Origin of the sequence: Pontibacillus yanchengensis (assembly GCF_009856295.1) — a bacterium.
In the GTDB taxonomy this organism is placed as follows: domain Bacteria; phylum Bacillota; class Bacilli; order Bacillales; family BH030062; genus Pontibacillus; species Pontibacillus yanchengensis_A.
The window spans coordinates 468,033-482,243 of the sequence record NZ_WMEU01000002.1; the positions used below are offsets into that span (position 1 = coordinate 468,033).

The following is a 14,211-nucleotide window of genomic DNA, read 5'->3' on the forward strand; positions in this document are numbered from 1 at the left end:
CACAAACTTATACTTTACTAACGAAAACAAAGCTGAAGAAGTCTAATTAGACTTCTTCAGCTTTTCTTTTGTGCATATTGTATTAATTCACCTGGCGTTTTAATGCCTAAATTGATACAGTCCTGTAACAATTTTTGAAATAACTCAGCGGTCATCGTAGCATCATTCAATGCATGGTGTCTATCTAGTTTACATATGCCAAGTTCTGTAATGATGTTGTCGAGCTGAAATTTCTTGTTTGGATATAAATGTTTGACCAACGATTGAGCATCAAGGGAATGGGGGGTTTTTACAGGTAGCTTCCATCTCTTTAGCATAGTTTGGAGAAAATTCATATCAAATGCAGCAGGATATGCAACGAGAATGGAGTCCTTGCTGAATTTAAGGAAGTTATAATAGGCATCACAAAAAGAATGACCATTCCTTAAGTCTTCACGAGACATCCCTGTTAACTCAAGTGTGCGATTTGGAACAGGTCTAATAGGATAAATATGCTGATGGAAACGTTCGTACTGTATATGTTGTGTGCCATGTATACGGATGGCTCCAATTGATATGATCTCATGTCCAACTTCTGGTAATAGTCCAGTCGTTTCTAAATCAAATATCGTAAATGGGGCCGTGGATAGATCCATATTCAAAAGGTCTTTGTTTCTTTCAAAATGCTCTAAACGAATTTTTAACTCCGTGTAATCTGCTGTTCTTAAGTAAGGTCTGATTTTATAAGCATATAGGGGTTTTTCGAACAGTATATACTTTAGGATTTCTAAATCAATTGGTAGCACTATACCACCCGATTTCGGTTATAGCTCAACTCAAGTACCTGTTGGAGTCGTTTTGCTATAAGGAGTGCGTCTCTTAATTCTTTTCGTTCAGATTTGTTCAAAGAAACTAAACTGATATCATTAGACAATGGTTGGTCATGACGGATTTCTTTTAAGTTTTGTTCAAGTCGAAATTTTAATAAACGATGCAGAGAAAGCTTAGCATTTTCAGCATCTCTAGGGTGAAAACGTTCATGTTCTTCTAAAACATCAAGACGCTTAATACTATTCACTTCTTCCACGCCATATTTGATTGTATAAATTCGGACAGCATTCACTATTTGCATAATCGAGGATTTCTTTAGATTGAGAACACGCGTCCTACCAGTTGCGGTGATTCTACCAAAGGGCTGGATGGGAACGCGGAAGCGAAGCGTATCCTTCATAAGCAATTGCTGGAGATTTAAGGAGCGTTGAACGCGCTTCGTTACATATTCTCTTAATTGATAGGCGAGCGAAAAGTCCCCAACAATTGGCCGAAAGTCCATAAAAATGGTGAAGTCTCTAATTTCTTCTGCATCCATTTTATCCAACCATGTATGGATGGCATTGAACCATGATTGTAGTGACTTTCTCCATTTAGTCTCTTTTGCCATGATTTCACCAGAACATAATGGAAATCCACATGATTCTAGCATATAATTGATCTTCTCTGTGAATATCTGAAAAAATTCTTCAATTTCTTCTTTGTTATCGAGGTGCTCATAGTTATCAATGATAATCCCATTATCCTGGTCAGTACTGAAAGCTTGCTCTTTTCTTCCTTCACTCCCCATTACGATAAAGCAATAATTTATTGGTGGTGTACCATATCCTTCTTTTAACATTGCTTGTTCAGCTAGATGGATGACTTGGTTATGAATTTCGTCATTATAACTAGAAATTAATTCGCATACGTCATAAGCAAACATTTGATCTTTTAGTAATTGTGACACGAATTCCTGGAATGATTCGTTATATCTAGGAGCAAGACTCATTAATGCTTCTAGAGTTGGAGCTTTTTGAATTTGATAACGTAAGTCAAAATATACTGAATCGTGCATTTTTAAGAAAGAGGTTTGTCGTAATTGTCCGACAACCTTATATCTGTGTAACACTGGTATTATGCTAGCAGGGTTATGCTTTAAATAAGAGATAGCATCATAAATAAAGTCGCGTTCAGAGACGAAGCAAGGTTCCTCTTTTACATAATCTTTAACATGGCTTTGAAAGTCATGTTTTAAGTATGCTTTAAAGATATCTTGATAATTTAATACCCCTAGCAATCTTTGTTCGTCATCGCATACAATTAACCCTCCAGCTTTTTGGGTTTCCATTTTTTCTACTGCTTCGAATAATGTGTTTTCTGAACTGATAAGTGTAGGAGATTCAGAATAGGTTAGGACGCGTTGCTTAAATAAATCACGATCATGAGAGTCATCATCAGTGTCTTTTGCTTTGTGTTTAATCTCATGATAGAGACTTTTCATTAAATTGCTGATACCTTCCATAACAACTTTTGAGAAATCTTGATTTTCAGACATAACCTCTAAAAAATTCGCTTTATTAAAACGGAGCGTTTTTGTTTCCTCTAAAGCTTGTACGGAAAACTTCATCTCACCACTTGTTAGCATAATCATAATTCCAATAAGATCATTAGGATAGTAAAAACGTACTGATATTTGTTTTCCGTTGTCCTTGTGCATAATATTTTTTGCGAGTCCAGTTAATACGAAATAAATATCTATATCTTCTTCATCTTCGTCCTCGTGAAAAATGAATTGATTCGTATGAAAAGATTGTAGAGAAGCACCAGTGAAGATTTTATTCCATTGTTCTTCTGTTAATAAATTAAATGGATGTTGCGTTTTAAAAATCTCTAAATATTTTTCCAAGAAAGCTTCCCTCCTTATGTATAAGACTAAGTACTTTTAAAAAGTAAAGAAAGTATAACTTATGGCGCTTACATGTATAGCTCCAGTGCCCAGCGACTAAACTTCCTGCCCCGCCTTGCAATAAGTCAGCATCGAATCGCTATTGCTCTCCGTGTTTCCTTTATCTCCTAAGGCTTTAGAGAAGGTTCTGGGATGATGGAGGTTCGATTAAGACCCGCTACATCGTGCAGCAAATCGAACCAACCCACGTCCTGTGGGCAGCAGTTTGTACGTCGCTAGACGGGCACTTGCGCTTTTCTTTAGCATTCTTTAGTATAGCAAAAATTAACACCATAAGCTTAAAAGAGTAAAAAACGTCTCACTAAAAGTATGTTAATGGTTATCCTGTGTAGGTCGATACGATGGCTGGTAGACATTGTATAACTTATAACGTTATTAACTAGCATTTATATAAGTATCTATATAACAAAAAAGAGGACGAATGTAACGTCCTCTCCGGTGCATTATGATTTAAAGCGTCCTTCTGTTTTTCCTAGTTTTCTATCTCTGTATAAAATGAAGCCTGCAATGAATGCAAGACCTAATAAAAATAATAAAAAACCCGCAATAAATTGAAACCATAAGGTGAACAATATTGGGTATTCTATCCCGAATAGCGTATCACGCATGATCTTGATTCCTAGAACAGCAAGCGCACCGGGGATAACCAAGATAAAAAGGGCTATAATTCGGATCATTAACGGTCTCTCCCTCTCTGTAACTTCCAGTTTTAGTATAGCAAACTACTCACATCATGAAAAGAACAATGAGACTTGCCATATTGTGCAGGTTGACGTATAGTTGAAGTGTGCAAATAATTGCAAGGTGATGATGGATATGAAACGAGTACTTGTTGTAGGGGGAGGGAAAGGTGGTACAGCACTTTTAACTCTTTTAAGCGGGACGGAAATGATGGAAATTGTAGCAGTTGTTGATATTTATGAAGATGCACCAGGGGTTCAACTTGCTAAACAAAACAACATTCGAACAGGTCAAGATTGGAAGCGTTGGATTCATGAAGACATAGATATTGTGATAGAGGCAACAGGGGACGAAGATGTTTTCGAAGAGTTATTGCAAGAACGATCAAAGAAGACAGTCGTCATCCCAGGTTCTGTAGCGTACATAACCTCTGAGCTGTTAGAGGAAAAAAACAACTTATTATCTGAATTAAAACGGCAAACCAAGAACCAAGAGCTTATTCTAAACTCCATTCATGATGGTATGGTAGTAATCAATAGTGAAGAAAAGGTTACATTCATGAATCGGAGTGCAGAAAGAATCTTAGGATTTAAGAAAGAAGAAGGTACATCAAAGAATATACAAGAACTAATTCCAACAACAAGACTCCCAGAAGTACTAAAAGTTCGTCGTAAAGAAGTAAATCAGAAGCTTGAATTAGAAAATGGACGTAAGATTGTTACTACCAGGATTCCTTTGATAGGTGCTGACAATGAGTTAATGGGAGCTTTTTCTGTATTTAAAGATATTACAGAGGTAGTTGATTTAGCAGAAGAAATTACAGATTTAAAAGAAGTTAAAACAATGTTAGAGGCAATTATTCAATCCTCTGAAGAAGCAATATCTGTAGTAGATGAAAATGGATTGGGAACTATGATCAATCCTGCCTATACAAGAATAACTGGACTTACAGAGAAAGAAATCGTTGGTCAACCTGCAACAGCAGACATATCAGAAGGGGAGAGCATGCACATGCGTGTGTTGCAAACCCGCCGTCCAGTTCGTGGAGTTCGAATGAGCGTAGGTCCAGCAAAAAAAGAAGTATTAGTGAATGTAGCTCCAGTAATAGTTGATGGAAAGTTAAAGGGTAGCGTGGGAGTGCTGCATGATGTATCTGAAATCCAGTCCCTTACAAGTGAGCTAAAGAAAGCGCGACAAATTATTCGTAATCTCGAAGCGAAGTACACGTTCGATGATATTATTGGTGATTCTCCTGAGATGACGTTGGCTTTGGAACAGGCAAGAGTAGGTGCAAAAACACCTGCGACTGTTCTACTACGTGGAGAATCAGGTACTGGGAAAGAATTATTTGCTCATGCTATTCATAATGAAAGCAATCGACGACACAATAAATTTATTCGTGTGAATTGTGCTTCGATTGCAGAATCTATTCTTGAAAGTGAATTATTCGGATATGAGGAAGGTGCCTTTTCAGGAGCGAAACGTGGAGGGAAAAGGGGACTATTTGAAGAAGCGAATCATGGGAGTATTTTTTTAGATGAAATAGGGGAACTCTCCCTTCATATGCAAGCCAAGTTGCTTCGTGTCCTTCAAGAACATGAAATTGTACGTGTTGGTGGAACCAAGCCAATTAACATAGATGTACGTGTGATAGCTGCCACGAATGTGAAAATGGAGAAAGCGATTGTAGAACATACATTTAGAGAAGACTTATATTACAGGTTGAATCGTTTGCCTATTTTTATTCCTCCATTGCGGGAAAGACATTCGGATATACCTGGTCTAGTTTTGCATCTTATCCAAAAACTAAACCAAGATTATGGACGGAATGTAAGGGAGATTAATGAGGAAGCATTAAGGTACCTACAAGGCTATGATTGGCCCGGGAATGTAAGAGAACTTGAAAATATTATTGGACGAGCAATGATTTATATGTCGATGAATGAAGAAGAAATCCTTTTATCACATATCCCTGAATTGTGGCAACATCCTAAACATTCCACGGACGAGAGTGAAACCCTTACAGAAGGGTGGAATGGAAAGAATCTTCAAGAGACGTTGGATTTATATGAAAAGAAAGTTCTCAAGGAGGCGTATCGATCTAATCAGTTTAACAAGACAAAGACAGCTAAAGCGTTAGGAGTCTCTATTAGGAACTTATATTATAAATTAGATAAATACCAAATTGACAGAGATAGCATGCAAGATTTTTCATAGTAAGCAAAACATTGCACATCTCCCACGCCTTCGTTAAAGCGCTTTCAGACATTGTGTAGTTGGCATGGTTTTTGCACATGGTTAATAGAGAAGGATGAGTGATATGAAGTTAAACACATTATTGGAACAAGTAGACAAAACATATCAAAAGAAAGTAGCTGTTGCTCAGGCAGCAGATGAAGGGATATTAAAAGCAATTCAACTTGCTGTTGACTCTCAACTAGCTCGCTTTCAATTATTTGGTGATAAGAGTGTTATTACCAACCTTGCACAAAGTATATCCTTAGATCTAAATAGAGAAGAGCTTGAAGTAATCCACGTAAGCGAATTGGAGCAAACTCCAATCCAAGCTGTTAAAGCTGTTTCAAATGGTGAAGCTGATGTGGTTATGAAAGGAAATATCGATACCAAAACACTACTCAAGGCTGTTCTGAACAAAGAATATGGTCTCCGAACAAAGAAAGTTTTATCTCATGTTGCTTTATTTGAGATACCTAATCAAGAACGACTTATTATGCTTACCGATTCAGGTATGAATCTGGAGCCTAATCTCGAGGAGAAAGCGCAAATTATTTCAAATGCTGTGCAAGTAGCTAAAGCTATTGGAATGGAACTACCTAAAGTAGCCCCATTAGCAGCAGTTGAAATAGTCAATCCAACTATGCAGCCTACAGTCGATGCAGCATCGCTTACTCAAATGCAGCGTAGAGGTCAAATCGAGGGTTGTGTAGTGGATGGCCCATTAGCATTTGATAATGCAGTGTCACAAGAGGCTGCCCAACAAAAAGGGATTAAGTCAGAAGTAGCTGGAAAAGCTGATATTCTACTTGCCCCTTCCATCGAAGTTGCGAATGCACTATACAAATCATTTATTTATTTCTCAAATGCTAAGGTTGCCGGAATAATAAACGGTGCCAAAGCCCCGATAGTTTTAACCTCTCGTGCTGATTCAGCTGAGAGTAAATTATATTCACTAGTATTAGCCTTACTAACTTCGCAAAGATCATAGAGGAGGAATCAATAATGGAAATTTTTAAGTATATGAAGGAATACGATTACGAGCAATTAGTATTTTGCCAAGATGAAGAATCAGGTTTGAAGGCGATTATCGCAATACATGATACAACACTAGGGCCAGCACTGGGTGGGACGCGTATGTGGACATACGCTTCAGAGGATGAAGCTATTGAGGATGCCCTGCGACTATCTAAGGGAATGACATATAAGAATGCAGCAGCTGGACTGAACCTTGGTGGTGGAAAGACTGTTATTATTGGCGATCCAAAAACAGAGAAGAACGAAGAAATGTTCCGTGCATTTGGTCGATATATTCAAGGACTTAATGGGCGTTACATCACAGCTGAAGATGTAGGAACTACAGTTCATGACATGGACACGATTCATGAAGAGACCGATTATGTAACCGGAATTTCCCCAGCATTTGGGTCTTCTGGTAACCCTTCACCTGTAACAGCATATGGAGTTTATCGAGGTATGAAAGCTGCAGCTATGGAAGCATTTGGTTCTGATTCTCTAGAGGGGAAAGTTATTGCAGTTCAAGGTGTTGGAAATGTAGCTTATAATCTATGTAAACACCTTCACGAAGAAGGAGCTCAATTAATCGTAACGGATATTAATAAAGAAGCTGTGAATCGTGCAGTAGAAAACTTTGGAGCAAAAGCTGTGGAGACAGAAGAAATTTATGCTGTTGACTGTGATATTTACGCCCCATGTGCATTAGGAGCTACAATTAATGATGATACGATTCCGCAAATTAAGGCAAAAGTTATAGCTGGAGCGGCAAATAATCAGTTAAAAGAAGCTAGACATGGAGATATTATTCATGAAATGGGAATTGTCTATACTCCTGACTATGTGATCAATGCTGGTGGAGTTATAAACGTAGCCGATGAATTGTACGGATATAATTATGACCGTGCCATGAAACGTGTAGAAGGTTTATACGATACATGTACACGTGTTTTCGAGATTGCAAGACGCGACAATATTCCGACATACATGGCAGCAGATCGTATGGCGGAAGAGAGAATTGAAAAAATGCGTAAAACAAAAAGTACTTTTATACAAAATGAACATCACATTTTAAGTCGTCGCTAATCACATCTATTGGAGGTCAATATCTTGCAACAAACTTATAGAACACTTGTGATTAATCCAGGATCCACATCTACCAAAATCGGCGTCTTTAATAACAATCAATGCATCTTCGAAGAAACGATTCGGCATAAGAGTGAAGAAACATCCAACTTTCCAAGAATTATAGAACAATTCGACTTCCGCAAAAAAACAATACTAGATGCCCTTGACCATGAGGGCATCAATATCTCTAAGCTGGATGCTGTATGTGGAAGAGGAGGATTACTACGTCCGATAGAAGGCGGAACGTATAAAGTAAATGAAGCCATGCTACATGACTTGCAGATTGGTTATAATGGGGAACATGCCTCCAATCTTGGGGGAATAATAGCCAATGAGATTGCTAAAGGCTTAAATATACCTGCATTTATCGTAGACCCTGTTGTTGTTGATGAATTAGCATCCGTTTCTCGTTTTTCGGGGGTTCCAGAAATTCCGAGAAAAAGTATCTTCCACGCCTTGAATCAAAAAGCAGTTGCTCGAAGAGTCGCTAATGACCTGGAGAAACCGTATAGAGAGCTCAATATTATTGTCGTCCATATGGGTGGAGGAATAACAGTTGGTGCCCATGTGAATGGCAAAGTCGTGGATGTTAATAATGGTCTCCATGGAGATGGTCCTTTTTCACCTGAACGTGCAGGCACCGTTCCAGCAGGTGACTTAGTTTCGATGTGTTTTTCTGGGGAATATTATCGCGAAGAAATCATGAAGAAATTAGTTGGACAAGGTGGAATTATGGCTTATCTTGAAACCAATGATGCGGTTGAGGTCGAAAAACGAATTGAAGCTGGTGATGAAGTAGCTCGAGAAGTCTACGATGCTATGGCATATCAAATAGCGAAAGAAATTGGGTCAATGAGTGCCGTTATGCTAGGCAAAGTTGATGCAATTGCATTAACAGGAGGTCTTGCATATGGTAAAGAATTTGTTTCGATGATTACAGAGCGAATTAATTGGATTGCTGATTGTTTGGTCTATCCTGGAGAAAACGAATTACAAGCATTGAATGAGGGTACATTACGGGTGCTCCGTAATGAAGAGCAACCTAAAACCTATCCCAATCCAGTTGGGTGAAAGGGGAGAGATCAATGGCAGAAGAATATGATTTAGTCGTTCTTGGTGGCGGAACAGGAGGATATGTGGCTGCTGTTCGAGCTTCGCAATTAGGATTAAAGACAGCCATTGTCGAAAGTGGCAAATTAGGAGGGACATGCCTGCATAGAGGATGTATCCCATCAAAAGCATTATTGCGAAGTGCAGAGGTGTATAAACAAACGAAAGAAGCTGATACATATGGAATTGAAACGTCAGAACCAACGTTGAATTTCTTTAAAGTTCAAGAACGCAAACAATCCATAGTAGACACACTTCATAAAGGCGTACAAGGTTTAATGAAACAAGGGAAGATTGACGTATATGAAGGATTTGGAAGAATTCTAGGTCCTAGCATTTTTTCACCATCGGCAGGTACTATTTCCGTGGAGATGAACAATGGGGAAGAAAACGAAATGCTCATTCCGAAAAATGTTCTTGTTGCGACAGGTTCAAGCCCTAGAACATTACCTGGCTTGGAAGTGGATGAACAGTTTGTCATGACTTCTGATGAAGCACTAAGTATGGAAGAATTGCCTTCATCTATTGTTATTGTTGGTGGAGGTGTCATTGGGATAGAATGGGCTTCCATGTTAGCAGATTTCGGAGTAGAAGTTACGGTGCTAGAATATCTAGACCGCATATTACCAACTGAAGATCACGAAGTTGCTAAAGAAATGACCCGTTTAATGAAGAAGAAAGGTGTGAAACTCGTAACGGGCACAAAGGTTATGGGTGATACCTTAAAAAAAGAACAAGGCATTGAAATTCAAGCAGAACGAAATGGTGAAACAGAAACGTATAAAGCTGACCGTATGTTAGTTTCCGTTGGGCGTACACCTAATGTTAAAAACATTGGTCTTGAAAATACAGACATTCAAGTAGAGAATGGTGCCATTCAAACCAATAAGTATTATCAAACAAAGGAATCACACATTTATGCAATCGGTGATGTCATAGGTGGCATGCAACTAGCTCATGTTGCTTCACATGAAGGTATCATTGCAGTGGAACACATGTCTGAACAAGACCCATTACCTATGGATATGGAACAAGTGCCTTCCTGTATTTATTCCAATCCTGAGGTTGCAAGCGTAGGACTTACAGAAGAACAAGCGAAAGAGCAAGGGTATGATGTGAAGACAGGTAAGTTCTCCTTTAAAGCTATTGGTAAGGCTTTAGTGTTTGGGGATACAGATGGTTTTGTAAAGATAGTAGCAGATAAACAAACAGATGACTTATTAGGGGTTCATATGTTAGGACCGCATGTAACGGATATGATTTCAGAAGCTGGACTTGCAAAAGTATTGGATGCAACACCGTGGGAAATTGCCCACAGCATCCACCCTCACCCAACGCTTTCTGAGGTAATGGGTGAAGCAGCTCTAGCTGTAGACGGAAAACAAATTCACGGATAATAAGGAGGGATTCTTGTGGCTGAGAACCGCCATCAACAATTAGGCCTTTCAGATGAGAAAGTATTAGAAATGTATCGAACGATGTTACTTGCTAGAAAAATAGATGAACGTATGTGGTTGTTGAACCGTTCAGGTAAGATTCCATTCGTCATTTCATGTCAGGGGCAAGAGGCAGCGCAAGTAGGGGCATCTTTTGCTCTTGATCTAGAGAAGGATTATGTAGCACCGTATTATCGAGATATGGGTATTGTGCTGTCATTTGGAATGAATGCACAGGAATTAATGCTTTCTGGTTTTGCCAAGGCAGAAGATCCAAACTCAGGTGGACGTCAGATGCCTGGGCACTTCGGTCAGAAGAAAAACCGTATTATAACTGGGTCTTCACCGGTTACGACTCAGGTACCCCATGCAGTTGGGTTTGCATTAGCATCCAAAATGCAAAAAGAAGATTTTGTCACACTAACTACTTTAGGTGAAGGATCTTCTAACCAGGGGGATTTCCATGAGGCTTTGAACTTTGCTGGTGTTCATAAGTTACCTGTTATCACAATGGTAGAAAACAATAAATACGCTATTTCGGTACCTGTGGAAAAACAAATCGCATGTGAGAAAGTATCTGATCGTGCTCAAGGATATGGAATGCCTGGCTACACAGTAGATGGAAATGATCCGCTGGCTGTCTATGAAGCTGTGAAAGAAGCAGCAGACCGAGCACGTCGTGGGGAAGGCCCATCACTAATCGAAACAGTTTCCTATCGTTTAACGGCTCACTCTAGTGATGATGATGATCGTACGTATCGAGAGCAGGAAGAAGTAGAAGAAGCGAAAAAGAAAGACTCTCTCATTACCTTTAAAGCTTACTTACAAGAAGTAGGAGTTTTAACGGATGAAAAAGAACAACAGCTTGAAGATGAGCTTAAGAATATTATTAATGATGCGACAGATTATGCTGAAAACGCACCATATGCTGAACCAGAGAGTGCTCTGAAGTATGTATATGCCGAGAATGAGTAGGGAGGGGAAGAAACCATGCCAGTTATGTCTTATATCCAAGCAGTAACACAAGCACTGCATGAAGAAATGGATCGTGATGAGAAGGTTTATGTTTTGGGGGAAGACGTCGGTAAGCGCGGTGGTGTATTCCGTGCTACAGATGGTCTTTATGATAAATTTGGGGAAGAGCGTGTGATTGATACACCTCTGGCCGAATCAGCTATTGCTGGTGTAGGAATTGGTACTGCTATGTATGGCTTACGACCTGTAGCTGAGATGCAGTTTGCAGACTTTATCATGCCTGCCGTTAACCAAATCCTATCCGAAGCTTCCAAAATTAGATATCGCTCTAATAATGATTGGAGCTGCCCAATTACAATTCGTGCTCCATATGGTGGGGGAGTCCATGGAGCGTTATACCACTCTCAATCTGTTGAATCTGTCTTTGCGAATTCCCCTGGATTGAAAATTGTGATGCCTTCTACACCATATGATGCTAAGGGCTTATTAAAAGCAGCTGTTCGTGACGATGACCCTGTTCTTTTCTTTGAACATAAGCGGGCATATCGTTTGATCAAGGGGGAAGTTCCTGAAGATGAATATACACTTCCAATTGGAAAAGCTGATGTAAAACGGGAAGGATCTGATATCACGGTCATTACCTATGGGCTTTGTGTACACTTTGCTCTACAAGCAGCAGAGAAGCTAGCAGAAGAAGGTATTGATGCTCATATTCTTGATCTTCGTACCGTTTATCCTTTAGATAAAGAATCTATTATTGAAGCGGCTAAGAAGACAGGAAAAGTTCTTCTAATTACAGAGGACAATCTTGAAGGCAGTATTATTAGTGAAGTATCTGCCATCGTATCTGAAAACTGTCTGTTTGATTTAGATGCACCAGTTCAACGTTTAGCTGGACCTGATGTACCATCGATGCCGTATGCTCCATCTATGGAAAAATACTTTATGATGAATCCAGATAAAGTAGAAAAAGCAATGCGTGATTTAGCTGAATTCTAAAGTGATAAGGAGGGTTTGGATTGGCTAAAGAAAAAATCAATATGCCTCAGCTAGGGGAAAGTGTTACAGAAGGAACCATCAGTACGTGGTTGGTTTCTGAAGGAGACACCATTGAAAAATATGACCCGATTGCTGAGGTTATGACGGATAAAGTAAATGCAGAGGTTCCTTCTTCTTTTTCAGGTAAGATTGTTGAATTTGTTGCCCAAGAAGGGGATACGCTAGCTGTTGGTGACCTTATGTGTTACATCGAAACAGAGGACGCAGGAGAAGAAACGAATCAAGCTGATTCTCAAGAAGACAAGCCAGAAGCACCTGTTGAAAAGGAAACAATTGATGAAGAAGATGATGCAGATCAGCCTATGAAAAAGCGTTATTCACCAGCCGTATTACATATGGCTCAAGAAAATGATATCGATCTAAACCAGGTCAAAGGATCTGGTCGAGGTGGGAGAATTACTCGAAAAGACCTTGAGAAGATTATTGAATCTGGAGATATACCAAAAGAACAACCGAACCAAGCTGCTTCCTCACAAGAATCTCAAGAAATACCAAAAGAAGCAACACCAACTCAAGAAGCACCAAAAGCAGCACAACCAGCATCTTCTGGACCACAACCTACTGCTCAAGAAGGCGATGTAGAAATCCCAGTTACAGGTGTTCGTAAGGCGATTGCGCAAAATATGGTTAAATCCACCCAAGAGATTCCACATGCATGGATGATGGTGGAAGTGGATGTAACCAATTTAGTAGAACTTCGTAATTCACTTAAAAATGAATTTAAACAAAAGGAAGGCTTCAGCTTAACGTTCTTTGCTTTCTTTGTTAAAGCTGTTGCACAAGCGTTGAAGGAATATCCTCAGCTAAATAGTACATGGGCAGGGGACAAAATCATTCAACGAAAAGCAATTAATCTAAACATTGCAGTAGCAAAAGAAAACGAATTATTTGTTCCAGTCATCAAGAATGCTGATGAGAAGAGCATCAAAGGTATTGCAAAAGATATCACGGACCTTGCTGAGAAAGCTCGTAACGGTAAGCTAACGAACGATGATATGCAAGGTGGAACATTCACTGTAAACAATACTGGTTCCTTTGGATCTGTACAGTCAATGGGAGTCATCAATCCACCACAATCTGCAATCTTGCAAGTAGAATCGATTGTTAAACGTCCAGTATTTATGAATGGAATGTTCGCAGCAAGAGACATGGTTAACTTGTGTCTATCACTAGACCACCGTGTATTAGATGGACTTGTAGCGGGTAATTTCCTTGCACGAGTAAAAGAGTTACTAGAAAAGATGACGAAAGAAAATACTTCAGTGTATTAACAAAGCGAAAACACCTTAGGGAAAGAGTAGTATCCCTGAGGTGTTTTTTATTAATATATAGTCTCCTGAGATAAAATTGTAAATGTTAATGATAGGTAATCGGTTTTAAATTGCATATATCAATGAAAATAATTTATTGAAGAAACACGACAGGGAATGATTGTGAAATAGTTCACAAATCTGTAATATCTCCCCGAAAATGAAAGCGTTATCAGGTGATACTATAAAGTTAATCAAAAACACAAGGAGTGATAATCATGATCCTCTGCGAATGGAGAGATTTTTCAACCGATACAGAAACCTACACATTAGGCGTATTTGAGAACAACGTTGGTGATGAATTTGAAGCAATGATGGTAGAGGAGGGGCAAGAGATTCCATCTTTTATATGGACAGTAAATCATGTTGTCATTATTAAACAAAATGCCAGAATGTACAAAGATATTTCATTTGTGAAAATACCACGAAATCCTGTTTGTGAATAATATTTTGCAGTCAACATGAGTTATATAAATTGTTGTAAATGTATAAATAAACATGTGAA

12 protein-coding genes are annotated in these 14,211 nt (G+C 38.9%); 9 read left to right on the top strand and 3 right to left on the bottom strand.

Annotated features, from left to right (window positions below; genetic code table 11):
- Positions 1–56 precede the first annotated feature (56 nt).
- The 3 genes from GLW08_RS09520 to GLW08_RS09530 all read right to left on the bottom strand — a co-directional run bounded on the left by GLW08_RS09520 (position 57) and on the right by GLW08_RS09530 (position 3,435).
- The gene (locus GLW08_RS09520) at positions 57–785 is read right to left on the bottom strand and encodes an exonuclease domain-containing protein (protein ID WP_160848386.1); all 729 of its coding nucleotides are present in this window, start codon (positions 783–785) and stop codon (positions 57–59) included.
- Positions 785–2,698: a DUF294 nucleotidyltransferase-like domain-containing protein gene (locus GLW08_RS09525; RefSeq protein ID WP_160848387.1), complete on the bottom strand. Its 1,914-nt coding sequence runs from the start codon at positions 2,696–2,698 to the stop codon at positions 785–787. Before GLW08_RS09525 ends, GLW08_RS09520 begins: the two co-directional genes overlap by 1 nt.
- A gap of 503 nt (positions 2,699–3,201) precedes the next feature.
- Entirely contained in the window at positions 3,202–3,435 is a 234-nt protein-coding gene (locus tag GLW08_RS09530) for a DUF2627 family protein (protein WP_160848388.1), read from the bottom strand.
- Positions 3,436–3,574: 139 nt separating this feature from the next.
- Between GLW08_RS09530 and GLW08_RS09535 the strand changes: the two genes are divergently transcribed.
- The 9 genes from GLW08_RS09535 (at position 3,575) to GLW08_RS09575 (ending at position 14,152) form a co-directional block, all read left to right on the top strand.
- A complete protein-coding gene (locus tag GLW08_RS09535) occupies positions 3,575–5,656 on the top strand; it encodes a sigma-54 interaction domain-containing protein (RefSeq protein WP_160848389.1) in 2,082 nt (693 codons plus the stop codon).
- A gap of 103 nt (positions 5,657–5,759) precedes the next feature.
- Positions 5,760–6,665, top strand: coding sequence for a phosphate butyryltransferase (gene yqiS / locus GLW08_RS09540; protein WP_160848390.1), 906 nt, complete (start codon positions 5,760–5,762; stop codon positions 6,663–6,665).
- Between the two features lie 14 nt (positions 6,666–6,679).
- Positions 6,680–7,774, top strand: coding sequence for a branched-chain amino acid dehydrogenase (gene bcd, locus GLW08_RS09545; RefSeq protein ID WP_160848391.1), 1,095 nt, complete (start codon positions 6,680–6,682; stop codon positions 7,772–7,774).
- A 21-nt stretch (positions 7,775–7,795) separates the two neighbouring features.
- Positions 7,796–8,887 (top strand): butyrate kinase, encoded by a 1,092-nt coding sequence (gene buk, locus GLW08_RS09550; protein ID WP_160848519.1) that lies wholly within the window; start codon positions 7,796–7,798, stop codon positions 8,885–8,887.
- Between the two features lie 14 nt (positions 8,888–8,901).
- Positions 8,902–10,323 (top strand): dihydrolipoyl dehydrogenase, encoded by a 1,422-nt coding sequence (gene lpdA, locus GLW08_RS09555; protein WP_160848392.1) that lies wholly within the window; start codon positions 8,902–8,904, stop codon positions 10,321–10,323.
- Between the two features lie 69 nt (positions 10,324–10,392).
- The gene (locus GLW08_RS09560) at positions 10,393–11,337 is read left to right on the top strand and encodes a thiamine pyrophosphate-dependent dehydrogenase E1 component subunit alpha (protein ID WP_160848520.1); all 945 of its coding nucleotides are present in this window, start codon (positions 10,393–10,395) and stop codon (positions 11,335–11,337) included.
- 15 nt (positions 11,338–11,352) lie between these two features.
- Entirely contained in the window at positions 11,353–12,336 is a 984-nt protein-coding gene (locus GLW08_RS09565) for an alpha-ketoacid dehydrogenase subunit beta (RefSeq protein WP_160848393.1), read from the top strand.
- A 20-nt stretch (positions 12,337–12,356) separates the two neighbouring features.
- On the top strand, positions 12,357–13,667 hold the full coding sequence (locus GLW08_RS09570) for a dihydrolipoamide acetyltransferase family protein (RefSeq protein ID WP_160848394.1): 1,311 nt from the start codon (positions 12,357–12,359) through the stop codon (positions 13,665–13,667).
- A 257-nt stretch (positions 13,668–13,924) separates the two neighbouring features.
- Positions 13,925–14,152: a hypothetical protein gene (locus GLW08_RS09575; RefSeq protein ID WP_160848395.1), complete on the top strand. Its 228-nt coding sequence runs from the start codon at positions 13,925–13,927 to the stop codon at positions 14,150–14,152.
- Positions 14,153–14,211: the final 59 nt, after the last annotated feature.